Source organism: Streptomyces sp. NPDC042102, from assembly GCF_055582305.1.
The window spans coordinates 67,562-92,283 of sequence record NZ_JBVJDL010000001.1 but is presented as its reverse complement, the minus strand read 5'-3'; the positions used below and the strand labels follow the sequence as shown (position 1 = coordinate 92,283).

Annotated in this window: 19 protein-coding genes; 4 read left to right on the top strand and 15 right to left on the bottom strand. The window is 72.4% G+C overall.

The genetic code is table 11. The annotated features are described in order from the left end of the window. Window positions 1-163: 163 nt before the first annotated feature. Complete coding sequence (locus tag ACZ6KO_RS00375) at window positions 164-793, top strand: hypothetical protein (RefSeq protein WP_469298149.1); 630 nt, start codon at window positions 164-166, stop codon at window positions 791-793. Between the two features lie 215 nt (window positions 794-1,008). On the opposite strand, the gene ACZ6KO_RS00370 is transcribed toward ACZ6KO_RS00375, so the two are convergent. From ACZ6KO_RS00370 to ACZ6KO_RS00360, 3 genes are read right to left on the bottom strand one after another with little or no spacing between them, the layout of a single operon-like run. Continuing rightward, window positions 1,009-1,623, bottom strand: a complete 615-nt coding sequence (locus tag ACZ6KO_RS00370) for a hypothetical protein (RefSeq protein ID WP_469298147.1) — start codon at window positions 1,621-1,623, stop codon at window positions 1,009-1,011. A 59-nt stretch (window positions 1,624-1,682) separates the two neighbouring features. Then, complete coding sequence (locus ACZ6KO_RS00365) at window positions 1,683-2,393, bottom strand: ribonuclease HII (RefSeq protein ID WP_469298145.1); 711 nt, start codon at window positions 2,391-2,393, stop codon at window positions 1,683-1,685. A gap of 58 nt (window positions 2,394-2,451) precedes the next feature. Next, window positions 2,452-3,063, bottom strand: coding sequence for a TetR/AcrR family transcriptional regulator (locus ACZ6KO_RS00360; RefSeq protein ID WP_469298142.1), 612 nt, complete (start codon window positions 3,061-3,063; stop codon window positions 2,452-2,454). Between the two features lie 142 nt (window positions 3,064-3,205). Here ACZ6KO_RS00360 and ACZ6KO_RS00355 point away from each other — a divergent pair, with 142 nt between their 5' ends. Further along, window positions 3,206-4,759, top strand: a complete 1,554-nt coding sequence (locus ACZ6KO_RS00355) for an MFS transporter (RefSeq protein WP_469298140.1) — start codon at window positions 3,206-3,208, stop codon at window positions 4,757-4,759. 157 nt (window positions 4,760-4,916) lie between these two features. On the opposite strand, the gene ACZ6KO_RS00350 is transcribed toward ACZ6KO_RS00355, so the two are convergent. The 5 genes from ACZ6KO_RS00350 to ACZ6KO_RS00330 form a co-directional block, all read right to left on the bottom strand. Then, window positions 4,917-6,431 carry a DUF4153 domain-containing protein gene (locus tag ACZ6KO_RS00350; RefSeq protein WP_469298138.1) on the bottom strand — a complete coding sequence of 505 codons (1,515 nt, stop codon included), beginning with the start codon at window positions 6,429-6,431 and terminating at the stop codon, window positions 4,917-4,919. 556 nt (window positions 6,432-6,987) lie between these two features. Next, entirely contained in the window at window positions 6,988-7,896 is a 909-nt protein-coding gene (locus ACZ6KO_RS00345) for an ADP-ribosylglycohydrolase family protein (RefSeq protein ID WP_469298136.1), read from the bottom strand. An 11-nt stretch (window positions 7,897-7,907) separates the two neighbouring features. Next, complete coding sequence (locus ACZ6KO_RS00340) at window positions 7,908-8,567, bottom strand: histidine phosphatase family protein (protein ID WP_469298134.1); 660 nt, start codon at window positions 8,565-8,567, stop codon at window positions 7,908-7,910. 132 nt (window positions 8,568-8,699) lie between these two features. Beyond that, window positions 8,700-9,305, bottom strand: a complete 606-nt coding sequence (locus ACZ6KO_RS00335; RefSeq protein ID WP_469298133.1) for a YdbC family protein — start codon at window positions 9,303-9,305, stop codon at window positions 8,700-8,702. Window positions 9,306-9,338: 33 nt separating this feature from the next. Continuing rightward, window positions 9,339-10,178 carry an arylamine N-acetyltransferase family protein gene (locus tag ACZ6KO_RS00330; protein WP_469298132.1) on the bottom strand — a complete coding sequence of 280 codons (840 nt, stop codon included), beginning with the start codon at window positions 10,176-10,178 and terminating at the stop codon, window positions 9,339-9,341. A gap of 59 nt (window positions 10,179-10,237) precedes the next feature. Here ACZ6KO_RS00330 and ACZ6KO_RS00325 point away from each other — a divergent pair, with 59 nt between their 5' ends. Then, window positions 10,238-11,197: a DUF1152 domain-containing protein gene (locus ACZ6KO_RS00325; protein WP_469298131.1), complete on the top strand. Its 960-nt coding sequence runs from the start codon at window positions 10,238-10,240 to the stop codon at window positions 11,195-11,197. A 71-nt stretch (window positions 11,198-11,268) separates the two neighbouring features. On the opposite strand, the gene ACZ6KO_RS00320 is transcribed toward ACZ6KO_RS00325, so the two are convergent. Both ACZ6KO_RS00320 and nrdR read right to left on the bottom strand, forming a co-directional pair. Further along, complete coding sequence (locus ACZ6KO_RS00320; protein WP_469298129.1) at window positions 11,269-14,145, bottom strand: vitamin B12-dependent ribonucleotide reductase; 2,877 nt, start codon at window positions 14,143-14,145, stop codon at window positions 11,269-11,271. Between the two features lie 117 nt (window positions 14,146-14,262). Next, entirely contained in the window at window positions 14,263-14,775 is a 513-nt protein-coding gene (gene nrdR, locus ACZ6KO_RS00315) for a transcriptional regulator NrdR (protein ID WP_469298127.1), read from the bottom strand. A 471-nt stretch (window positions 14,776-15,246) separates the two neighbouring features. Here nrdR and lexA point away from each other — a divergent pair, with 471 nt between their 5' ends. Next, entirely contained in the window at window positions 15,247-16,038 is a 792-nt protein-coding gene (lexA, locus tag ACZ6KO_RS00310; protein WP_401451118.1) for a transcriptional repressor LexA, read from the top strand. A 126-nt stretch (window positions 16,039-16,164) separates the two neighbouring features. Here lexA and ACZ6KO_RS00305 read toward each other — a convergent pair whose 3' ends face one another. The 5 genes from ACZ6KO_RS00305 to ACZ6KO_RS00285 form a co-directional block, all read right to left on the bottom strand. Continuing rightward, on the bottom strand, window positions 16,165-18,135 hold the full coding sequence (locus tag ACZ6KO_RS00305) for an ATP-dependent DNA helicase (protein WP_469298124.1): 1,971 nt from the start codon (window positions 18,133-18,135) through the stop codon (window positions 16,165-16,167). A gap of 87 nt (window positions 18,136-18,222) precedes the next feature. Next, window positions 18,223-20,079 (bottom strand): IucA/IucC family protein, encoded by a 1,857-nt coding sequence (locus ACZ6KO_RS00300; RefSeq protein ID WP_469298122.1) that lies wholly within the window; start codon window positions 20,077-20,079, stop codon window positions 18,223-18,225. A 157-nt stretch (window positions 20,080-20,236) separates the two neighbouring features. Continuing rightward, window positions 20,237-20,872, bottom strand: a complete 636-nt coding sequence (locus tag ACZ6KO_RS00295) for a GNAT family N-acetyltransferase (protein ID WP_469298120.1) — start codon at window positions 20,870-20,872, stop codon at window positions 20,237-20,239. Between the two features lie 17 nt (window positions 20,873-20,889). Further along, the gene (locus ACZ6KO_RS00290; RefSeq protein WP_469301414.1) at window positions 20,890-22,752 is read right to left on the bottom strand and encodes an IucA/IucC family protein; all 1,863 of its coding nucleotides are present in this window, start codon (window positions 22,750-22,752) and stop codon (window positions 20,890-20,892) included. 308 nt (window positions 22,753-23,060) lie between these two features. Next, window positions 23,061-24,389, bottom strand: a complete 1,329-nt coding sequence (locus ACZ6KO_RS00285) for a diaminobutyrate--2-oxoglutarate transaminase family protein (RefSeq protein WP_469298118.1) — start codon at window positions 24,387-24,389, stop codon at window positions 23,061-23,063. Between the last annotated feature and the right edge of the window lie 333 nt (window positions 24,390-24,722).

Sequence of the window (24,722 nt, the reverse complement as noted above, 5' to 3'; positions counted from 1 at the left end):
ACCAATTCCGGTCGGCGGCGTCAATTGCTCGTTGCCGCACACTCACGGGCCACGCGAGAATCGGAGGGCTCCCGCACGGCTCGTCGGCACCCATAGGGCCGCGCTGCGGCGCGCCCACACCCCAGCCGTGCCCGTCCGCGGGCGTGTACCCGAAGGGAGGACCGTGACCTTCGGATTCGCCCCGCCCGCGGCCTCGTCACCGCAGGCGGCCACCGACGGCGTCAGGCGGCACGGCAGGCTGCTGGAGCCGGCCGAGTGGACTGCCGCCGGAATCCCGCTGTTGCGCAATCCGCGCGAGCTGGTCGGCGGACTGCACTCGCGGCACGCTCCGGTGCTCTCGACGGCTGTGATCGCCGTCCTCGACCCCGAGGAACGGCTGGTGGCGAGCGCCTCGTTCGTGCAGCGGTCGGCCTCGGCGGACGGCTGGGAGTACCGCAACGCGCTGCTCGCGCGGCTGCGCCGGGTGATCCCGCACGACCTGCGAAGGCGTGCTCCGGTCAGGACGGCCGTACTGCTCTACTGCCGCGAGGGCGACGAGCGGTGGACCGAGGAGGACGGGGCCTGGATGTGGGGGCTGCGCGACGCCTGCACGCTGCACGGGCTGCGCTGCGGCGCGTACATCACCCTGACGCGCGAGGGCTGGCAGGTGCTCGGTGAAGGCCGGGGCGGCCGTCGGCCCAGCTCCGACTCACGGCCGGTCCGGCTGGGCGACGCCACGCCGGAGCACGTTCCCCTGACGCTGCGTACGGGCGGTGGCTCGGCCGAGGCACTGCGCCGTACCGCCGCGCGCTGAGCGCGGCACCACCACGCGCCGTACCGCCACGCACTGGTCGCCGTAGCGCTGCACGCCGTACTGCCACCCGCTGAGCGCCGGAGCACCGCGCGCCGTACTGCCACTTGCTGCGCGCCGTACCGACGGTCCCGCGGAGCGACGGCGGACGACAGGGGGCTACAGCGGGGCCGGCTCGTGGCCTGCCCCGCCCCTCGCCCTCGGCCGGGTACGGGGCGTCAGACGCCCGCCCCCAGCACGGAGTTGATCTGCTGCGGGTCGCCGCACACGATCAGCAGCGCACCGGCGCGCTCGAGCGCGACCGGCAGGGCACCGGCCGTCGCGTCCGCCGATCCGCCGTTGACCGCGAAGACCACGACCGCACGGCCCCCGGCACGCTGCACCTGCGCGGCATCGGCGTAGAAGACGTCGTCCCCGGCATCGTGCTGGGCCCAGTAGGCGGCCTCGCCGAAGGACAGCTCGTGCGCGGCCCACGGGTGCGGGTCGCCGGTGGTCAGCACCAGGATGTCGCCGGGCGCGCGCCCGGTGTCGAGCAGCAGGTCGACGGCCTCTTCGGCCGCGTCCAGCGCGCCCTCGGCGGAGGCCGGGATGAGCTGGATCTGCGGCACCGCGGCGGAGACCGACGGTGCGGTGGGGGTGGCGGAGGTTCCGTGGCCGGCCGGACCGCGCTGCGCGGGCGGAGCGGGACGGGGACCGGGGCGTCCGGGCCGGGGTACGGCTGCGGGACGCGGACCAGGTACGGGACGGGGGGTCTGCGTGCGGCCTGCGGCCGGCGTGACGCGGGGACCCTGGGCACTCTCGTGAATCTGAGGCTCCTCGGGGGTGAGAGGCATGTGTTGATGTCTATCAAACACCGGTACGAAACGTACCGGTGGGTGGCACGTGGGTGCGATCAGAAATCGAAGCCGAGTTGGCCTCCGATTTCCAGCTCCAGCGCTTCCTCGCTGCGGCGGACCTTCTTCAGGTGCCGCCACTGGGGCAGCGTGTCGAGGTAGGCCCACGACAGCCGGTGGTACGGGGTGGGCCCGAGCGCCTCAAGTGCCGCCCGGTGCACGGGCGATGGGTAGCCGGCGTTGGCGGCGAAGCCGAAGTCGCCGATTCCGCCGCCCCCTTCACCCAGCTCGGCCATCATCCGGTCGCGCCGGACCTTGGCGATCACCGAGGCCGCCGCGACGGCGACGCAGGAGCGGTCGCCCTTGATGACGGTACGGACCCGCCAGGGCGGGCCGAGATAGTCGTGCTTGCCGTCGAGGATCACCGCGTCGGGCCGCACCGGCAGGGCCTCCAGGGCCCGTACCGCCGCGAGCCGCAGGGCGGCCGTCATCCCGAGCTCGTCGATCTCCTCCGGGGAGGCGTGCCCGAGGGCGTGCGCCGTGACCCAGTCCTCCAGCACGGCCGCGAGCTCGTCGCGCCGCTTGGGGGTCAGGAGCTTGGAGTCGGTGAGCCCTTCGGGCGGCCGGCGCAGGCCGGTGATCGCCGCGCAGACGGTGACGGGACCGGCCCATGCCCCTCGTCCGACTTCGTCGACCCCGGCGATGACCTTGGCGCCGGTGGTAGCGCGGAGGGAGCGTTCGACGGTGTGGGTGGGTGCTTCGTACGGCATGGCGCCAGCAAGGGTACGCCGCCCGGAGCCCCCTGCGACACCCCGGGCCGGGCGTGGCTCACACCCTGAGAAGCGGCACGAGCACCTGATCGATCATTTCCGTGATGTCAGAGTCCTCCCATTCGCTCCCGCACACCTTCGAGCGGTACATCATCATTGCCGGAATCACGTCGGCGATGTACTCGCCCGTGGCGTCGGGCCGGACGTCCCCTCGCTCGATTCCTCGCTGGACAAGGTCTCCGACCAGCCCCGCCGACGGATCGATGACCACGGACCGGATGATCTCGCGGAAGGCCTGCGCGCTACCGCTGTCGCATTCGTGAAGGACCGAGCGCAGCGCCTGCCCGGAGCGCGAGTGCATCGAGTCACGCATCCGGCGGCACAGCAGGATCAGGTCCTCCCGGACGGACCCCTGGTCCGGAATGTCCCCCAGCGACGGCAGGCCGGCCCGCAGCACCGCGGCGACAAGGTCGGTCTTGGAGGGCCAGCGCCGGTAGACGGCCGCCTTGCCGGTACGGGCCTGCGCCGCGACACCCTCCATCGTGAGCCCGTTCCAGCCGACCGTACTGAGCTGCTCCAGCGCGGCATCGAGGATCGCCCGCACGAGCTCGGCCCCGCGCCGCCGCCCCGCGGCCCCCGCCGGAACCTCCGGCCAGCGCGCACCCATCATCTCCGGCACCTCCGCCCCGGCCCGTACGCCCGTCGCACATGTTTTCAGCCGTAGTGAACGCTTGCGTTCACTAGTCGGCACCTCCTACCGTGGTGCCTCAGTGAACGATCGCGTTCACTATTTCACTTTGGGGGGATCCTCAGTGACAAGCTCTCAACTGGCCGCGCCCCGAATACCGGGCAAGGCCCGCCGTGCGGGGCGCCCTGGAGTGGCGCTCGCCGTCATCGCCGCGTGCCAGCTCATGGTCGTCCTCGACGCGACCATCGTGAACATCGCCCTGCCGCACATCCAGACCGCCCTCTCCTTCTCCACCACCGACCTCTCCTGGGTGCTCAGCGCCTACACCCTCGCCTTCGGAGGCCTGCTCCTCCTGGGCGGCCGGGCCGGTGACATCCTGGGTCGGCGCCGGGTCTTCATGGCCGGAATCCTGCTGTTCACCGCCGCTTCCCTGCTCGGCGGCTTCGCCCAGGAGCCCTGGCAGTTGCTCGCCGCCCGCGCGCTGCAAGGGGTCGGCGGCGCGATCGCGTCACCCACCTCACTGGCGCTGATCACCACCACGTTCGCCGAAGGCCCGGAACGCAACCGGGCCTTCGGCGTCTTCGCCGCCGTCTCGGCGGGCGGCGGCGCGATCGGCCTGCTCGCCGGCGGCATGCTGACCGAGTGGCTCGACTGGCGCTGGGTCCTGTTCGTCAACGTCCCGATCGGCGTACTGATCGCCGTCCTCGCCCCGCTCTACATCAACGAGTCCGAGCGTCACCCCGGCCGCTTCGACGTCGCGGGCGCGCTCACCTCCACCGGCGGCATGGCCTCGCTCGTCTACGGGTTCATCCGCGCCTCGGAGGAGGGCTGGCGGGACCCGCTCACCATCGGGTCGTTCGCCGCCGCCGTCGTCCTGCTCGCGCTCTTCGCGCTCATCGAGTCCCGGGCCCGCGAACCGATCACCCCGCTGCGGATGTTCGCCGACCGCAATCGCGCCGGAACCTACCTGATCATGCTCAGCCTCGCCGCCGCGATGTTCGGCATGTTCTTCTTCATCGTCCAGTTCGTGCAGAACGTACTGGGCTTCTCCCCCATCCAGTCCGGCTTCGCCTTCCTCCCGGTGACCGTCGCGATCGTCACGGCCGCCGGCCTGTCCCAGCGCTTCCTGCCACGCCTGGGCCCCAAGCCGTTCATGGTCACCGGGTCGGCGATCACCGGCACCGGGCTGGCCTGGCTGGCCTTCATCGACACCGACAGCTCCTACGTCACCGGCGTGCTCGGCCCGATGCTGCTGTTCGGCTTCGGCATGGGCCTGAACTTCGTCACGCTCACCCTCACCGCCGTCTCCGGCGTGGCGCCGCACGAGGCGGGCGCGGCGTCGGGGCTGCTCAACGCCAGCCAGCAGGTGGGCGGCTCGCTCGGACTGTCCATCCTGGTCACCGTCTTCGGCACGGCGGCCCGCGAGGAGGGTGCCCGGCAGACCGCGGACTTCATGCGACAGGCCGACGAGGCCCAGAAGGCGGCGTTCCTGCAGACCAAGCAGCTGCCGGACCCATGGGGCGACGCCGTGCTCACCCACGGCATCTCCACCTCGTTCTTCGCGGCCGTCGCCATGGCCGCGCTCGCCCTGCTCACCGCGCTGCTGGTCATCCGGGTACGCAAGAGCGACCTGGAGGCCCTGAGCGGTTCCGCCGCGGGGGCGGGACCGGCGGCCTGAAGGCCGCGCACGAGCACCACGTACGGACGCCGGACGCGGGCCCGGACGCGGGGGACGATCCCGCGCCCGGGCCCGCCGTACGGGACCTGCGCCCGCCGTACGGACCCGCGCCTGCCGTGCAGGGCCCGCGCCCGCGTACGGAGCCGTGCGCGCGTCGTCAGTACTCGACGCGGCTGCCGAACGCACCGAGCTTCGAGCAGACCTCGTACGAGGCCGTCACCGGACGGTCCTTCAGGAGCCACTTGGCCCGCTGCTCGCCCAGGCTGGCCGCGTACCAGGGCGTGCGGCCACGCTCCGCGAGCCTGTCGTTGATCCCGCGCAGCGCGCACGAGCGCTGCGGTTCGGGGAGCCGGTCCAACGCGGGCACGGCGTCCGCCGAGAGCGACTGGAAGTAGGCCAGGTCGATCGTGCCGTCCCGTTCGAAACGGGCCACGTTCCGTTCCGCGACCATGCCGTCCGGCGACAGCAGCCCGAAGGCCAGGACGGCCGCCCCCGCGCTCGCCACGAACGCGCGCGGCAGCCAGCGCGCGCCGAACACTCCTGCCGCCATGATCAGTACGATGACCAGCCCGAGCCACAGCTCCATGGCCGCCACCGAGACGCGCAACCGCGTCAGCCCGTACGCGTCGACGTAGAAATCCATACGGCGCAGCGCGGACGCCACCACGACCAGGGTGAGCAGGCACAGGCTGCCCAGCACGCCGCGCACCAGGCGCCGGTCGGCGGGGCCCGAACGCGGGGCCCAGCGCAGGGCGAGCGCGATCACCGCGAGGGTGAGCAGGGTGGCCCACAGCAGCTGCCAGAAACCCTGGCGGGCGTACGCGGCGTAGCTCAGCCCGGTGCGGTCCAGGACCTCGGAGTAGCCGCCGAACAGCACCGTCAGCTGAACGGCGTTGAAGCCGGCGAAGAGCAGGCTGAGCAGGACCAGCGGCAGCGCCCACTCGACGCGCGAGCGCGGCTTCCCGGGGGCCACCTTGATCCGGTCCCAGCGCAGCGGTGCCGCGGCCGCGCGGGCGGCGGCGAGTGCGGCGAGCAGGCCGACCATGAAGAGCAGGAAGCGGAACGGGCCGTCGGCGACCGAGACCTCGGGGATCAGCCCGCCGAGCAGGTCGGCGAAGGCGGCGTCGGCGGAGGCGAACAGGGCGCCGAACAGGACGAGCAGGACGACCGCCACGCCCGCCGCCTTGACCAGTGGCCACCAGCGCTCGCGGCTGCCGCCGCTGCGTGCCATCAGCCCGGTCCACGCCCAGGCGACGCCGGTCGGCGCGGCGTCGAAGAAGCCGAGGGGGCTGAGCAGGACGCCGGGCCAGGTACGGCTGCCGTAGAGGGCCAGCGCGCCGAGCCCGACGGCCGCGAGCAGCGCGAGGGTGGCGGGCCACGCGGAGTCGCGCAGCGCGGGCACGGCCAGCAGGGCGAGGCAGCCCAGCGCCCAGAACAGGGTCCAGGGGCGGGCGGTACGGCCGGCTGCGCGGGCGGCGACGTACGCCGCGACGACCGCCGGTACGACGGCGATCAGCAGACCGGGGCCGAGCCCGTCACCGAGCAGCAGCGCCGCCGCGAGGCCGCTGAGCAGGACGGCGACCAGTGTCGCGGTACGGACCGGAGCCGGGTCGGCGGGCCGGATCACCTCCGCCCAGCCGGGCGCCTTCGGCGGGCGCGCTCCGTACGGCACCTGCGGACGCCCGCCGGGCCACGCGCCGGCACCGGAGCCGACCGGCCCCGCCCCGGGCCCACCGTGCGACTGCCCCGGTACCCCGGCGGGCGGCCGGTCCGGTCCGCCGGCCGGTACGGCGTGCGGCTGCCCGGAGCCCCCGGCGGCCACGCCCTGCGGCCTGCCCCCGGCCGCGGCCGGGCCACCGGCACCGGCACCGGCACCGGGCGCGGATCCGGCCCCGCCGGTCACACCGGCGCCGCCAGCCGCACCGGCACCACCAGCTGCGCGATCCCCGCTGGTCACCCCAGCATCACTAGCCGCACCATCCCTGCCAGTCGGCGCGGCCTGTGCGGCCTCCCCCGGCTCCGGGCCGTCCCCGGCCGTGGGATCCGCCTCTGCGTTCTCGGTCATTCGGGTCCCCTCCCCTGTCGCCGCGAAGCGGACAGAGTAGGCCCGTGACGTGCGGTTCCGGCCAGGATCAGCGGGTTCCTGTGGCAGGACCGTGACAAACAGATCCGGCCAAAACAGGCCGCCGGCCGGTCTGTTGGACCAGCACCGGCCCGTGCGCCGCCCGCTAGCGCACGGTCTCCGGCAGCCAGGCCGGCAGGGCCTCGGTCTGCGCCAGCCAGGCCGGCGGCAGTGCCTCGTCGCCCTGCGCACCCAGCACGCCTCCGACGATCGCGCAGGTCGTGTCCACGTCGCCGCCCACCTGCGCGGTGGTCCAGAAGGCCCGCTCGAAGTCCTGCAGCGCCCGCGCCGCCGACCACAGGGCGAAGGGCACCGTGTCGTGGGCGCTGGTGCGCCGCCCGCAGCCCAGCACCGCCGCCACCGTCGTCGCGTCGCCGTAGTCCAGCATGTCCCGGGCCCGCCGCAGCCCCGCGCCGACCGCACTGCGCGGCACGAGCGCGATCACCCCGTCCAGCAGGGCCTCGGGCTTCGGGGGACCGTCCGGGGCGGCCGCCAGCGCCGCCGCCGCCGCGACGGCCATCGCCCCGCACACCGCCTCGCGGTGCTGGTGGGTGGTGTACGCGGAGATCTCCGCCTGGTGCGTGGCCTGCTCCGGGTCCTCGGCGTACCAGGCGCCGAGCGGAGCGATCCGCATCGCCGCGCCGTTGCCCCACGAGCCCTGCCCGTTGAACAGCTCGGCGGCGAGCGTGCGCCAGTCCCCGCCCTCCCTGACCAGGCGCAGCATGCGGTTGACCGCCGGGCCGTAGCCGCGGTCGAAGTCGTGGTGGTGGGCGAAGGAGTCGGCCAGCGCGTCCTGGTCGATGCGGCCGTGTCCGGCGAGGACGGCCACGACGGAGCAGGCCATCTCGGTGTCGTCGGTCCACTGCCAGGGACCGGCGGGCAGTTCGCGCCGCTTGAGCAGCGGGTAGTGGGCGGGGACGAAGAACTGGGATCCCAGGGCGTCCCCGATCGCCAGCCCGCGCAGGCTGGCCAGGGCGCGTGCGTAGCGCCGTTCGGAAGAGGAATCAGGGGTCATCGCGGGTCACTCTAGCCGTCCAGGTCGTAAGGCTCGGGTGTGGTCCACCGCTCAAACGGGCGGTCCAGCCGGTAGCGCCCGTCGTCGCCCATCAGCAGCATCCGGAAATCGCCGTTCCCCGGGTTCGACAGGCACTCGAACTCGGCCACGGACCAGTGGAACCAGCGCATGCAGAACAGCCGCATCGTCAGCCCGTGCGTCACCAGCAGAACGTTCGGGGGATGGTCCGGGGCCTCGAAACTCCGGTACAGGCTCTCCAGGAACGACCCGACCCGGTCGTACACATCGGCACCCGACTCCCCCTGCGCGAACCGGTAGAAGAAGTGTCCGTAGGCGTCCCGGTAGGCCTTCTGCAGCCGGACGTCGTCGCGGTCCTGCCAGTTCCCCCAGTCCTGTTCGCGCAGCCGCGGCTCCTCGCGCATCCGCACCCGGGCCGGGTCCAGGCCGAGGTCGCGGAAGGTCTGCAGGGTCCGGCGGTACGGGGAGACGTACGCGCTGATGTGCTCGTCGCCGAACAGCTCGCGCAGCCGTACGCCGGCCGCCGCCGCCTGGGCGTGGCCGGTACGGGTCATCCGCAGGGCGTGGTCGGGCTCCCTCTCGTACACCGTGTCGTCGGTGTTGCCCTCCGATTCGCCGTGCCGGACGAGGACGATGCGCCGCGGTCGTGCCATTCCTCGACCCTAGTGCGACCGCTCCCGGCCCACGACCCCGGGCCCGCCCCGAGCGGCGCCGGAGGACGGGGCGGGGTCACAGGCCACAGGCCACAGGCCACAGGCCACAGGCCACAGGCCACAGGTCACAGGTCACACGGTCCAGGAGGGTTCCAGGTCCACGACGTCGCCGGTGAGCGCCTCGACATCGGCCTCGGTCTGGGCGCGCAGCGAGAGCCGTTCGACCCGTTCCTGGCGGTACTTGCCGTGCTCGGCGGCCGACTGCCACATCGACAGGACCAGGAACTCCCGGCCCGGCGCCTCGCCGAAGAGCCCGCGCAGCATGCCCGGTGAGCCGGCCATCGCCGGGTTCCACACCTTCTCCTGCATGAGCGCGAAGTGGTCCAGCCGGCCCTCGCGCACCCGGCAGTGGGCGACGCGTACGACGTCGGCGTCGGTGAAGCGCGGTTCGAAGCCGGTCTTCACGTCGAAGCGGTGGTCGAAGAGCGTCACCCGCGCATCGCGGTAGGTGCCGTGCTGCGAGGCGGCCAGCCGATCGTGCGAGCGGGCCATGAAGGAGTCGTAGAACGACCGGCTCTCCCAGAACGCGAATACATGCGCGACCCCCTGCCTCCCCCGGCTCCAGCCGCCGCCCTGCCCCCGGAATCCCGGCTCGCCCGGCAGCCCCGCCCATTTCCGCTGTCCCCGCTCGAACCCGCGTCGGTCCGTCACCGTGCAGCGAATCCACTTGACCAGCACCGCGCCATCGTACGGTGCCCAGGCCTGCCCCGGTCAGTCCCCGGACCGGTGGATACGCACCAGTTCCGCCGCATCCCGATCGGACAGCCGAATCCCGAACTCCCGGTCGAGCAGCCCGATCACCTCGTCGGAGGCGATCTCGCGCCGCTCCTCCCCCGTGGAGAGGAAACAGGTCAGGGTGCTGTCCACGAGGGCGACACGCTCGGCCGCCCCCGGCCGCATCGCGATCAGCCGGCCGGTGAAGAAGGAGGCCGGGTGGCTGGAGCTGTAGTGGTTCATCACGACGAAGTCGACGGGGTGCAGCCGCTGCGCCGCGAACGCGTACAGGTCCCGCCACTCCTCACCGTCCCTGCGCGAACGCAGCACGAGGACGCCCTCCGGCTCCTCGGCGACGCCGAACGTCCAGCCTCCCTGGCGCGCCTGGGCCCCCGGGCGCAGCGCGATCGGCTCCAGCAGGCCGTTGGCCCCGAACCCGGCGTCGCACAGCCACGGTTCACCGGCCACCGTGACGACGAGGACGGCGTGCGTCACCGGCAGCAGCGCCTCGCCCCGCGTGCGGTTGCGGGCACCGCGCGCGGACACGTCGAACCCGATCCGTTCGAGGGCGGCCGCGAGCAGCGAGTTCTGCTCGTAGCAGTAGCCGCCGCGGCGGCCGTGCACGAGCTTGTCCTCGATGCTCTTGACGTCCAGCGCGACGGGGCGGCCGAGCAGGACGTCCAGGCTCTCGAACGGGATGGCGGCGATATGGGCCCGGTGCACTGCGAACAACGTGTCGAGATCCGAGCGGAGTTCCCCGCTCCCGCCCCCGATCCCGCCCCCGATCCCGATCCGCGCCAGATAGGCGTCCAGGTCCAGCTCGTCACCGCTCCACATGGTTCCCCCGTACGAAAATCCCGGGCGTACTCCTGCCGCACCCCCGCACACTGATCATCATGACGGCCCTGCACACCAACCCGCTCTTCGCCCGCCTCGAAGACGCCGAACGCGTCCTCGTCGCCGGCGCGGGCGGCGGCTTCGACATCTACGCCGGCCTGCCCGTCGCCCTGTCCCTGATGCACCAGGGCAAGCGGGTGCACCTGGCCAACCTCTCGTTCAGCGCCGTGGAGGGCCTGCCGCCGGCGGACTGGGTGGCCCCGGACGTGGTGGCGGTGACCCCGCACTCGGCACCGCACCAGACGTACTTCCCCGAGCGCACCCTGGCCCAGTGGCTGGCCCTGCACCGGTACGACAGCACCGTGTACGCCTTCCCCCGGACCGGGGTGCAGCCGCTGCGCGCCGCGTACCGGGCGCTGATCGAGCGGCACGACATCGACGCGGTGGTGCTGGTCGACGGCGGTACGGACATCCTGATGCGGGGCGACGAGGCGGGCCTGGGCACGCCGGAGGAGGACCTGACCAGCGTCGCGGCCCTCGCCGCGCTGGACGACGTACCCGCGCGTCTGGTGGTGTCGGTGGGCTTCGGCGTGGACGCGTACCACGGGGTCAGTCACGCGCTGGTGCTGGAGAACATCGCCGCGCTGGAGCGCGACGGCGCCTATCTCGGCGCGTTCTCGATCTCGCGGGCCACCCGCGAGGGCGCCCTCTTCGTGGACGCCGTCGCCCACGCCCAGGAGCACACGCCCGACCACCCGAGCATCGTGAACGGCTCCATCGCGGCGGCGGTCCGCGGCGCGTTCGGCGACGTCCGGTTCACCGCGCGCACCCGTGACAGCGAGCTGTTCATCAACCCGTTGATGTCGCTGTGCTTCGCCTTCGACCTCAAGGGGCTGGCGGCTCGCTGCCTCTACCTCGACCGGATCGAGGACACCCATCTGCTGCGCCAGGTCAGCAGCGCGATCGCGGAGTTCCGCGACGAGACGGTCACCCGGCCGGCCCGCCGCATCCCGCACTGAGCACCCGGCACGCCGCCGTACGACGGAGCGGGGACCGGCGCCATGCCGGTCCCCGCTCCGTCGTGGGTCGATCAGCTGCAGCCGCTGGTCGAGCCGCAGCCCTCGCAGATGTAGCAGGAGCCGGCGCGCTGCATCTTGGTGCCGCAGGAGAAGCAGAGCGGGGCGTCGGCCGAGACGCCGAGCTGCATCTCCACCAGTTCGGCGTTGGTGTGCGCCGTCTTGGGGGCGGGGATCTCGACGGCCGGCTTCGGCGTCGCCGGGACCGCCGCCAGCGGGGCGGACTGGGCCAGGGACTCGGTGTCCAGCTCGTCGTCGAGCGGCTCGTAGGAGCCGGTGTCCAGGTGGCGCTGGCGCTCTTCGGCGGTGTGGATGCCCAGCGCCGAGCGGGTCTCGAACGGCAGGAAGTCCAGCGCCAGGCGGCGGAAGATGTAGTCGACGATCGACTGCGCCATCCGCACGTCCGGGTCGTCCGTCATACCGGCCGGCTCGAAGCGCATGTTCGTGAACTTCGAGACGTACGTCTCCAGCGGGACGCCGTACTGCAGGCCGACCGAGACGGCGATGGAGAAGGCGTCCATCATGCCCGCGAGGGTGGAACCCTGCTTGGACATCTTCAGGAAGACCTCGCCGAGACCGTCGTCCGGGTAGGAGTTGGCGGTCATGTAGCCCTCTGCGCCACCGACCGTGAACGAGGTGGTGATCCCCGGACGGCCCTTGGGCAGGCGCTTGCGGACCGGGCGGTACTCGACGACCTTCTCGACCGCGGTGCGGATGGTCTCCTCCGCCTTGGCGGTGACCTCGGCCTTCACGTCCTCCTTCTTCTTGGCGGAGAGCGGCTGGCCGACCTTGCAGTTGTCGCGGTAGATCGCGAGGGCCTTGACGCCGAGCTTCCAGGCCTCGAAGTAGATCTCCTCGACGTCCTCGACGGTCGCCGTCTCCGGCATGTTGACCGTCTTGGAGATCGCGCCGGAGATCCACGGCTGGATCGCGGCCATCATGCGGACGTGACCCATCGGGGAGATGGAGCGCTCGCCCATCGCGCAGTCGAAGACCTCGTAGTGCTCGGTCTTCAGGCCGGGGGCGTCGACCACGTTGCCGTGCTCGGCGATGTGGGCGACGATCGCCTCGATCTGCTCCTCCTGGTAGCCCAGGCGGCGCAGGGCCTGCGGAACGGTGCCGTTGACGATCTGCATCGAGCCGCCGCCGACGAGCTTCTTGAACTTCACCAGGGCCAGGTCCGGCTCGACACCGGTGGTGTCGCAGGACATCGCCAGACCGATGGTGCCGGTCGGGGCGAGGACGGAGGCCTGGGAGTTGCGGAAGCCGTTCTTCTCGCCGAGGCGCAGGACGTCCTGCCAGGTCTCGGTGGCCGCGGCCCAGATCGGGGTGTCGAGGTCGTCGGAGCGCGGCGCGACGGCGTTGGCGTCGGCGTGCTGCTTCATGACGCGCTGGTGCGGCTCGGCGTTGCGGGCGTAGCCGTCGTACGGGCCGACGACCGCGGCGAGCTCGGCGGAGCGCTTGTACGCCGTACCGGTCATCAGCGAGGTGATCGAGGCGGCGAGGGTGCGGCCGCCGTCGGAGTCGTACGCGTGGCCGGTCGCCATCAGCAGGGCGCCGAGGTTGGCGTAGCCGATGCCGAGCTGGCGGAAGGCGCGGGTGTTCTCGCCGATCTTCTGCGTCGGGAAGTCCGCGAAGCAGATGGAGATGTCCATCGCGGTGATGACGAGCTCGACGACCTTGGCGAAGCGGTCGGCCTCGAAGGACTGGTTGCCGTTGCCGTCGTCCTTGAGGAACTTCATCAGGTTCAGCGAGGCGAGGTTGCAGGACGTGTTGTCCAGGTGCATGTACTCGCTGCACGGGTTGGACGCGGTGATGCGGCCGGACTCGGGGCAGGTGTGCCAGTTGTTGATCACACCGTCGTACTGGATGCCCGGGTCGGCGCAGGCCCACGCGGCCTCGGCCAGCTTGCGGAAGAGGGCCTTGGCGTCGACCTCCTCGATGACCTCACCGGTCATGCGGGCGCGCAGGCCGAAGCCGGTGCCGTTCTCGACGGCCGTCATGAACTCGTCGTTCACGCGGACGGAGTTGTTGGCGTTCTGGTACTGGACGGACGTGATGTCGTCGCCGCCCAGGTCCATGTCGAAGCCCGCGTCGCGCAGGGCGCGGATCTTCTCCTCCTCCTTCACCTTGGTGGCGATGAAGTCCTCGACGTCCGGGTGGTCCACGTCGAGCACGACCATCTTGGCCGCGCGGCGGGTGGCGCCGCCCGACTTGATCGTCCCTGCGGACGCGTCGGCGCCGCGCATGAAGGAGACCGGGCCGGAGGCGTTGCCGCCGGAGGAGAGGAGCTCCTTGGAGGAGCGGATGCGGGAGAGGTTCAGGCCGGCGCCGGAGCCGCCCTTGAAGATCATGCCCTCTTCCTTGTACCAGTCGAGGATCGACTCCATGGAGTCGTCGACGGACAGGATGAAGCAGGCGGAGACCTGCTGGGGCTGCGGCGTGCCGACGTTGAACCAGACCGGCGAGTTGAAGCTGAAGATCTGGTGCAGGAGGGCGTAGGTCAGCTCGTGCTCGAAGATCTCCGCGTCGGCGGGGGAGGCGAAGTAGTCGTAGTCCTGGCCGGCCTTCGTGTACGTCTTCACGATGCGGTCGATGAGCTGCTTCAGCCCGGTCTCGCGCTGCGGGGTGCCGACGGCACCGCGGAAGTACTTGCTGGTGACGATGTTGACCGCGTTCACCGACCAGAAGTCGGGGAACTCGACGCCACGCTGCTCGAAGTTGACCGAGCCGTCGCGCCAGTTGGTCATGACGACGTCACGGCGCTCCCAGACCACCTCGTCGTACGGGTGCACGCCGGGAGTGGTGTGGATCCGCTCGATGCGCAGGCCCTGCTTCGCCTTGGTTCCCTTGCGGGACCCACGTGCCGGACCGCTCGCCGTCTCTGTCATGCCGCCTCCCATATACGGGCAAAAACACCCTGATGTGCCGCAGTAATCCCATGGCACGGTTCTGTCTGTTGATCTACGTACGTCACCTGGCTGACCGGCCGCGGCGCGGCCGCCCGGTCAGTCGGTGGCGGAGGCGGGCACGGGGACCGGAAGGGTCCCGCCGCACTCGCACTCTTCGGAGTGAGGACGCGGCTCGCGGAGCTCCGCGATGGCGGCCTCGAAGTCTTCCAGCGTGTCGAACGCCTTGTAGACGGACGCGAAGCGCAGGTACGCGACGAGGTCGAGCTCCTGCAGCGGTCCGAGTATGGCCAGACCCACGTCGTGGGTGGTCAGCTCGGCGCTCCCGGTGGCACGCACCGCCTCCTCGACCCGCTGGCCGAGCTTGGCGAGGGCGTCCTCGGTGACCGGCCGCCCCTGGCACGCCTTGCGGACGCCGGAGATGACCTTGGTACGGCTGAAGGGCTCGGTCACCCCGCTGCGCTTGATCACCATCAGTGACGCCGTCTCCACCGTGGTGAAGCGGCGGGAGCAGTCCGGGCACTGGCGGCGCCGGCGGATCGACGTACCGTCGTCCGTCGTACGGCTGTCTACGACACGGCTGTCGGGGTGCCGGCAGAAGGGACAGTGCACGGTTTCCCAACCCTCCCTCTTGGCACGACTGAATAGCCCGGGGCAGCCTTCGACGGCAGCGGCAGCGCTGCGTCGGGGCCCCTGGAGCGGTCACCAGCATATGCGATCCCGGGAGCCTCAGCAGACCCAGGGACCACTACTTCTGGGCGGACCCGGCCATCCAACCACTAGATCTTGGGTTCGGCGGGATTTACGACACTCCGCGTGTCGCCTCGCCCACGCACCGATTACATGCGGCACTGCTGCCACACTGGGCGGACACCCGGAAGGCGTCGATCCGACCGGGAAGGGTAGCGTAAGCGGCGTACGGCGGACCGAACCCGCGTTCGACGGACCGATCGTCCATACACCCCTGAATGCCCGCGTGACGGTCGATCTGCGATTTTTCACTCGAACGTGTGTTTGGCGCAACCTTTCGAAAGCAACTACCGTTGGCTAACTAGGGAGAACATTCCGAGAGGGGCCGCCGACGTGACCACCACCGCAGACAGTGCCACCATCACTGCCCAGAACCGCTCCCAGAGCCGACTCGAGCCGGTGCATGCCATGAATGACGCATCCACGAACCCGGAGCCGGAGTCCGTAAGGCCCGCACGCTCGCTCCCCGGGCGACCTCCCGGCATCCGCGCCGACAGCTCCGGCCTCACCGACCGGCAGCGGCGGGTCATCGAAGTGATCAGGGACTCGGTGCAGCGGCGCGGCTACCCACCGTCGATGCGGGAGATCGGCCAGGCGGTCGGCCTGTCCAGCACCTCGTCGGTCGCCCACCAGCTGATGGCCCTGGAGCGCAAGGGCTTCCTGCGCCGCGACCCGCACCGCCCCCGGGCCTACGAGGTCCGCGGTTCGGACCAGCCCAGCTCGCAGCCGACCGACACCACCGGCAAGCCCGCCGCCTCCTACGTTCCCCTGGTCGGCCGGATCGCGGCCGGCGGCCCGATCCTCGCCGAGGAGTCGGTCGAGGACGTCTTCCCGCTCCCCCGGCAGCTGGTCGGCGACGGTGAGCTCTTCGTTCTGAAGGTCGTTGGCGACTCGATGATCGAGGCAGCGATCTGCGACGGCGACTGGGTCACGGTCCGCCGCCAGCCGGTCGCGGAGAACGGCGACATCGTGGCCGCCATGCTCGACGGCGAGGCCACGGTCAAGCGCTTCAAGCGCGAGGACGGCCACGTCTGGCTCCTCCCGCACAACGCCGCCTACCAGCCGATCCCCGGTGACGAGGCGACCATCCTCGGCAAGGTCGTCGCCGTCCTCCGGCGCGTCTGAGCGTCGCGCCCGCGCGTCGGGGCGGCCACGCAGCCGCCTCGCCGCCGTCCGAGCTGCCCCGGGACCACTGCGCCGGTCCCGGGGCGTTTCCATGCCCGCGTATCCCCTTGCCGCCGGACTGGGGGCTCAGGCCCCGTCCGCCACCGCCGCCGCGTCGATCGCGGCCAGCGACCTGCGTACCTGGTTACGGTCCGTGGTGTACCAGAAGTCCGGCAGCGAGGCCCGCAGGAAGCCGCCGTACCGGGCCTTGGCCAGCCGCGGGTCCAGGACGGCGACCACGCCGCGGTCGCCGGAGGCCCGTACGAGCCGACCCGCGCCCTGGGCCATCAGCAGGGCCGCATGGGTCGCGGCGACCGCCATGAACCCGTTGCCCCCGTGCTCCTCGACGGACTTCTGCCGGGCGCTCATCAGGGGATCGTCGGGGCGCGGGAACGGGATCCGGTCCATGACCACCAGCTGACAGCTGGGGCCGGGCACGTCCACGCCCTGCCAGAGCGAGAGGGTGCCGAACAGACAGGTCTTCGGGTCGGCGGCGAAGCTCTTGATCAGCTCGCCGAGCGTCTCCTCGCCCTGGAGCAGGATCGGGTTGTCCAGCCGCGTGCGCAGCTCCTCCGCGGCCGCCTTGGCGCCGCGCATGGAGGAGAACAGGCCGAGCGTACGGCCGCCGGCCGCCTGGATCAGCTCGGCCAGCTCGTCCATCATGTCGCCGCGGGTGCCCTCCCGGCCCGGGGTGGCCAGGTGCTGGGCCACGTAGAGGATGCCCTGCTTCGGGTAGTCGAACGGCGAGCCGACGTCCAGGCCCTTCCAGACCGGTACGTCGTCCCCCTCCACCCCCTCGGCGGACAGGCCCAGCGAGGCCGCGACCCCGTTGAAGTCGCCGCCGAGCTTGAGGGTGGCCGAGGTCAGGACCACGGAGCGGTCCTCGAAGAGCTTCTCGCGCAGGAGCCCGGACACCGACAGCGGAGCCACGCGCAGGGTGGCGCCGAAGCGGTCGTGGCGCTCGTACCAGACGACGTCGTACTCGGAACCGTTCGTGATCCGCTCGGCGACCGCGTGGATGTTTTCCACCGCGGCGAGGGCCTGCTTGCGGACGGCGTCCTCGTCCTGGACGGACTTGTCGCGGGTGGCGCCGAGCCCGGAGATCACATCGCGGGAGGCGTCCCGCAGGGCCAGCAGTGCGTAGCCGAGGTCCTCGGGGATCACTTCCAGACGGCCGGGCAGCGCCAGCTCCATGATCCGTTCGAAGGTCTCGGACGCCGTCTGCAGGGCGTCCGCGGTCTTCTCGTTGACCAGCTTGGCGGCGCGCTTCACGGCGCGGTTGACCTGGCCCGGGGTGAGCTCGCCGGTGGCCACTCCGGTGACGCGCGAGACCAGCTCGTGTGCCTCGTCGACGATCAGCACCTCGTGCTGCGGCAGCACCGGCGCGCCCTCGATGGCGTCGATGGCGAGCAGCGCGTGATTGGTGACCACGACGTCCGCGAGCTTGGCGCGCTCGCGGGCGGCCTCGGCGAAGCACTCCGCGCCGTACGCGCACTTGGTCGCGCCCAGGCATTCGCGGGAGGAGACCGAGATCTGCGACCAGGCCTTGTCGGAGACGCCCGGGGTCAGGTCGTCGCGGTCGCCGGTCTCCGTCTCGTCGGCCCAGTCGCGCAGCCGCAGCAGGTCCTTGCCGAGCTTGCTGCTGGGGGCCGCCGCCTCGAACTGGTCGAAGAGGCCCTCCTCCTCGTCCTGCGGCGCGCCCTCGTGCAGGCGGTGCAGGCAGAGGTAGTTGGAACGGCCCTTGAGCATGGCGAACTGGGGCCGGCGGCGCAGCTGCGGATGGAGCGCCTCGACCGTGCGGGGCAGGTCGCGCTCGACGAGCTGCCGCTGGAGGGCGAGGGTGGCGGTGGCCACCACCACGCGTTCGCCGTGGGCGAGGGCCGGCACCAGGTAGCCGAGGGACTTTCCGGTGCCGGTGCCGGCCTGGATGAGCCGGTGCGAGGCGTCGTCGATGGCTTCGGCGACGGCTTCGGCCATGGCCACCTGGCCGGGACGCTCCGTACCGCCGACGGCGGAGACGGCGGCGTGCAGGAGGTCGGTGAGGGAGGGCTTCGTCATAGCACTCACAACCCTACGGGGCTCCACTGACAGTGACCGCATCCCGCCGACCGCTCAGCGGACGGTGCGGCGGGATCCAGCCAGGCGTCACGGGGCGTGGAGCGGATTGGGGACGGTGCCGTGGACCACCACATGGGGGCGGTCGGGCCGGTCGCGGTAGCCGTCCTCGTAGAGCCGGTTCCGGTTCAGGCAGAGCCTTCCGATGCGTTCGCCGAGCAGGTCGAAGAGGGCGTGACGCTCCTTGAGCTCGGGGAAGCGGGCGTGGTGGCGCAGGATCTCCGCGCGTACCAGGGACCAGAACGCGCTCTCCGGGACGCCGAGCCGGTCCTCGCAGATGGCCGAGAGGTAGCGGAAGACGCCGACGAAGAGCCCGGAGTGGATGAACTGGGGCAGGAAGTCGGCGGGCTCGGTGAGCAGGACCGCGCGGACCTCGTCGGGCATGGTGGCGTGCTCGGGGAGCTGCTCGGCGCTGATGTTGACGTCGTCGACGAAGTCCTTGACCGCGAGCCGGACCGGGACGTCGTGGTCGTCGAAGATCACGACGGCGTTCTCGCCGTGGGGCGAGAAGACGGTGCCGTAGCGGTAGAGGAAGTGCAGCAGCGGGGGCAGGACGGCGGCGAAGAGGCGCTGCAGCCAGGCGGTGGGGGCGAGCCCGGAGCGGGCGACGAGCTCGGCGGTGAAGGAGCGGCCGCGCGGATCGGTGTGCAGCAGACAGGCCAGCGTACGGGCGCGCTCGCCGGGGGCGAGGTGGCCGGTCAGGGGCTCGCGCCAGATCGCGCCGAGAAGCTCCTTGTACTGGTACGGGGACTCGGGCAGCGCGTCGTAGACGGGGTGGCGGACGGTGACGGAGGCGACCTCGCCGAGCAGGACGACCCGGCATTCGTCGCGCAGGAACGGGTCGGCTTCGCGCAGGGAGTGGATCCAGGCGGTGACGGCGGGGGCGGCGAGGGTCAGGTCGCTGGGCAGGCCGCGCCAGACCATGGTGTTGAAGACGGACAACGGCAGTTTCACGCTGTGCCGCTCGGGCCTGGTGAGATTGAGGAAGGTGCGGATCGACTGCTGCGGGAGCCGGGCGTCGGGGTCGGCGGGCAGCGGGACGAGGGCGCCGGAGGCGAGGGCGGGGGCGAAGAGGGGCAGGACGATCTGGTCCCACTGCCAGGGGTGGACGGGGAGGTAGAGGTAGGTGCGCGGGTCGAGGCCGCGGTCGCGCAGGGTCCGGTCGTAGGCGGCGCGGGTGACGGGGTCGAGCTCGGCGGAGTAGAGCCGTCCGGGGTCCTCCAGGCCGGCGGTGCCGCGGTAGTCGGCCAGGGAGGTGTGGGCGGCGAGCCAGGGCAGCCGCTGGCGGGTACGGGACTCGGGGGCCCAGGCGGCGGCGTCGGCGGCGGACAGGCCGAGGCGTCCCTTGTTGACGACGATCCAGGGGTGGCCGGTCTGGTGGCCTTCGAGGTCGGCGTAGTCGAGGTCGGCGAGGACGTCGGCGGTCAGGGCGGTGTGCGCGAGCCGGGCGTCGGCGGCGAGGGTGGCGCTCAGTTCGCGGACGAGGTGGCCGAGGGTGGCGCCGTCGAGGCGGAGCAGGCGGCGGGCGCGTACGAGGAAGACGTACGGGTCCCCGAAGGCGGTGGCCGGCTCCTGGGCGGGCGCGGCGGCGGTGAGGGTGATGGTGTCGGGGTCGACGTGCCAGCTGCCGTAGCTGCGGCGGCGGGCGCGGAAGCCGAGGCTGCTGCCGTCGTCGAGGGAGAGCCGCCAGGCGTCGCCGTCGGCGGCCGGAGCCGGCTCCGGAACGATGATCTCCTCATAGGCGAACTCGCCGAGCATCTTGGCGAGCAGCCTGCGGGAGACGGCGTCCCAGGTCACGGCGTTGATCTCGGGTGGGGTGCAGGGGTGCTGGGGCGACGGCGGCACGGGCGGTTCGGTGCGGTCGGGGGTATGGAGGAAATTCGTCACAGCACTCCTCGGGAACGGGAACTCGGCGCGACAGCCGGGAGTTTCACTGATCAGAGACGGTTCGGAGCGGGTTCGCAGGGGTCGGGACGCGGGGGCGCGTCACAGCAGGCTGTGCCACAGCGGCTTCTTCACAGCGTGCTTTTCACAGCAGGCTTCTTCACAGCAGAGTGCGAAGGGCCCGTTCCCGGATCATCAGGGCGGCGCGCTTGGCGGGCAGGGCGATTTCCGCGGTACAGCGGAAGCCGGAATTCAGGAAGGCTGACACGGAGGGGGCGTTACGGATGTCCGGTTCGGCGATGACGCGTGTGCAGCGGGTGCGGTTGTCGAGCACGAGGTCGGCGACGGCGCGCAGCAGCACGGTTCCCAGACCCCGGCCGCGGTTCGTACCGTCTCCGATGAGCAGGTGGATACCGGTGTCGTGGGGGCGCGCCGGGTAGTGGTGGGAGACGGGGTCGAGATCGGCCCGGTAGATCTCCCAGTAGCTCATCGGTGTTCCGTCGAGCACCCCGATGCAGGGGATGCTGCGGCCGTCCCCGTCGAGCTGGGCGCGCAGGTGGGCGGCGGTGCGGGAGGCGGGACCCGCGAGCTCCCAGTACTCGGCCACGTCGGGGTCGTTCATCCAGCCGGTGAGGCGTTCGAGGTCGCGGTCGATCCGGACGGGATCGAGGCGGAAGGCTCCGGCGGGGGTGGTGACGGGTCCCCAGTCCGACGGGCAGTCGAGCAGGTCGGCCTCGGCGAGCAGCGGCAACAGGCCGGCGGGGTAGCGCAGTTCCAGGGTGTCGTCGCGATGCATGGGTGGCTCTTCTCGGCTCAGTCGTGCAGGGGGTTGGCGATGGTGACGTAGACGGACTGGGTGTCGACGGGGCCCACGAGTTCGTCCAGGCCGCCGAGGCGGGTGAGGAGGTTCGCCTTGCAGCGGAGGGTGGGTGAGTCGAGCAGCCGAGCGGGGAGCGGGCCGAGGCCGGACGCCTTGCCGAGGAAGCGGCGGAAGGCGGCGAGGAGGACGCGTTCGTCGGCGAGTTGCTGGGAGCCGAAGGCTCCGATGAGTCCGAGCACGTTGTTGATGCCGAGGTAGTAGGCGAAGCGTTCGTCGGTGACGGCGTCGGAGACGAAGGTGTCGCTGGCGCTGCCGATGCCGGGCAGCCGCTGCTCCAGTTCCGCGCGGCGGGAGGCGCGGAAGTAGTAGCCCTGGTTGTCGCGGTAGCGGCCGCCGACGGGCCAGCCGGCCGGGTCGAGGAGGACCAGGGTGTTCTGCTGGTGGGCTTCGAGGGCGATGCCGGCGAGGTGGTCGAGGCCGAGGACCGGCAGAACGACGTGGTCGAGGTAGCGCAGGAACCACTCGGCGGCGACGGCCGAGGTGGGGCGGCCGGTGCTCAGGGCGAGCCGGGTCACGGTGTCGGCGAGCCGGGAACGCATGGGGGCCCGGCCGGGCCGGGGGCGGGGTGAGGTCAGTGCGGCGACGCAGACCGCGTCGTCACCGGGACGGAAGGGATGGTGACGCAGGACGGTGTCGAGCCCGGGAACCGGGGTGCCGGCCGGGAAGTCGACGGCGACCCAGGCGGGGTCGCGAATGATGTCGAAGCCGGGGTGGGCGGCCTGCCACTCCTCGGTGAGGCCGGTGCGCAGCAGCCGGTGGATCTCGACACCGCGGTGGAGTTCCTTGCGGAGGTTCTCGCGCCGGGAGTTGGTGATGCGCACGCCCAGGGACAGCTTGAGCATCGCGGGGGCCCCGGAGCGGGCCACGGTACGGACGGAGGAGGTGGGGTACCAGGGCGCGCCGTACGGGCCGAGGTCGTGCAGCAGGCCGGCGTCGAGGAGGGCGGCGACGGCGGGCCGCTGGAAGAGGTCGCGGGCCTGCCATGGGTGCAGGGGCAGGGGGGCGGTGCCGTCGGGCAGCGGCAGAGCGGGGGTGAGGCGGGCGAGCAGCTCGTCGGCGCGGACCGGGCGGCCTCGTTCGGTCCAGGCCGAGTCGGTGGCGAGGACGGAGCGGTCGACTGCGATCCAGTGCAGGGGGAAGGAGCCGTGCAGTTCGGGTGAGTAGCGGCGTACGTCGGCCTCGGAGAGCCCCTCGCGGCTCTTGGGGTCGGGCTGGAGGGGGTGGCCGAGGAGCAGGGACTGTTCGGCGGTGAGGAAGCGGTCCGCGGCGACGGGGGCGGGGGGTTCGGGGCGTCGGCGCCGGTCGGCGATGAACTCGGTGGTACGGCGGACCGAGTCGGCGACCCGGGCGACGAGGTCGGCGCCGCCGCGGGGGCCTGCCTCGCGGGCGAGGAGTGCGGCGAGGGTGACGGCGTCCAGGGCGGGCGCGCCGGCGGGGGTGCCCAGGAGGCGGGCGGGGGCGAAGCGGTGCCAGCCGGCCGGGGACCAGTGACGGACGACGGTGATCAGGGAGGTGCCGGACGCGGGCAGGGGGATGCACAGAAGGGTTCCGGGGGGACCGTCGGGGCGGCCGATGCCGCGCTCGCGAACCCAGCAGCGCAGCAGGTTCTCGACGGTGGCCGCTTCGGCCGCGACGGCCGGGTCGGGATGGTCGAGCAGATCGGGGAGGAGGGCCGGGTCGGGGCCGGTGACTGCCGCCGGGCGCGGGCGCGGGGTGCCGTCCTTCTGCCGGGGGACGGTGGCGGCGGGCGCGGTGGCCGGGGGCGCCGACATGGGCGCCGCGGTGGAGGGCGCCAGTGCCGGGGGCGCGGTGGCGGGCGGGGCATCGGCAGCCTGGCCCGGTGTTCCGGCGGCCTGTCCCGCACCGGACCCCGTGGCGTGCCCGGTGGTGTGCCCCGTGGCGTCGCCGGCGCCGTGGCTCGCCGTGGCACCCGCGCCGTCCGCCGGGGTGTCGGCCTGTGGGGCGGGGGTGGGTGCGGGTGCGGAGGACGGCTCGGACTGGGAGGAGGCGGCGGAGGGCCCCGGCGTGGGTTCGGGGGCTGGCCCTGTGGGGTCGGGAGAGGAGGTCACGGGGTTCCTTGGGGCGCGGATCAGTGGGGCGCGGGTCAGTGGGGGTGGGTGACGGCGGCGAGGGCGTCGGCGAGCCGGTCGAGGACGGCGTCGGCCTGTTCGTCCGTCAGGGTGAGGGGAGGCAGGAGGCGGACGACGCTGGCGTAGCGGCCTCCGAGTTCGACGATGAGGCCACGGGCGAGGCACTCCTGGCGGACGGCGGCTGCGAGGGCCGGGGCGGCGGGGGCGCGGCCGGCGTCGGTCTCGGGGGCCTCCGGGTCGACGAGTTCGAGGCCGATCATCAGGCCGCGGCCGCGGACGTCGCCGACGCACGGGTGACCGGTGGCGAGGCCGTGGAGGGCGGCGAGCATCCGTTCGCCGAGGTCGGCGGCGCGCTCGGCGAGGCGGTTCTCACGGACGAACGCGAGGGTGGCGGTGCCGGCGGCCATGGCGAGCTGGTTGCCACGGAACGTGCCCGCATGGGCTCCGGGTCGCCAGGTGTCGAGGTCGCGGTGGTAGACGATCACGGCGAGCGGGAGGCTGCCGCCGATGGCCTTGGACAGGACCATGACGTCCGGGATCACGCCCGCGTGGTCGACGCCCCAGAAGGCTCCGGTGCGTCCGACGCCCGTCTGGACCTCGTCGGCGATCAGCGGAATGCCCCGGGCGGCGGTGATCTCGCGCATCCGGCGCAGCCAGGCGTCCGGGGCGGGGAGGACTCCGCCCTCGCCCTGGACGGGTTCGAGGATCATTCCGGCGGGCACCGGAACCCCGCCCTTGGGGTCGTCGAGGAGGTTCTCGGTCCAGCGGGCGCCGAGGGCCGCGCCCTCGGGACCTCCGACGCCGAAGGGGCAGCGGAAGTCCTGGGGGTAGGGCAGCCGGGTCACCCGGACGTCCGGGGCACCGCCGGACGCGGCCAGGGATCCGGCGGTCATGCCGTGGTAGGCCCCGCTGAAGGCGAGCAGTCCGGTGCGGCCGGTCGCGGTGCGCACGAGCTTGAGCGCGGCCTCGACCGCGTCCGTGCCGGCGGGCCCGCAGAACTGGATCCGGGCGTTCTGGGCGAAGGCGGGTGGCAGGTTGGCGAAGAGTTCGGTGGTGAAGGCGTCCTTGACCGGGGTCGCGAGGTCGAGGATCTGGAGCGGCGCGCCCGAGTCGAGGACCGTGCGGATGGCTTCGAGGACCACGGGATGGTTGTGTCCGAGGGCCAGGGTGCCGGCGCCGGAGAGGCAGTCGAGGTAGCGGCGCCCGTCCGCGCCCTCGATGGTCAGGCCCCGGGCCCGCACCGGGACGATCGGCAGCGAGCGCGCGTAGGTCCGGGCCGCGGACTCCCGCAGCGCCTGCCGGCGCAGGATGCCCTCCGGTCCCAGGCTCCGCGCTGCCGGCACCACCGCACCGGCTGCCCCGGCCCGGCCGGCCGGAGCGGGCGGGCCAGGCCGGTTCTCCGGGCCTGGCGTGCCGGGGCGGTTCTCCGGGCCCGGTGGGCCGGGGCGGTTCTCGGGGCCCGGTGGGCCGGGGCGGTTCTCCGGGCTCGGTGGGCCGGGCTGGGCGGGGAGGGAGGGCGGGCCCGGCGGCTGGTGGGGAGCGTGCGGCTCCGGGCGTCGGTCCGGGGGCAGGTCGGGGGCCGCGGCTGCGGCCTGCTCGGTCGTCACGGCCACGACTGTCGGTCCTCCCATGTGAGTTGCGTCTCGCACATGAACTACGGCGCCCCATCCCCCGTA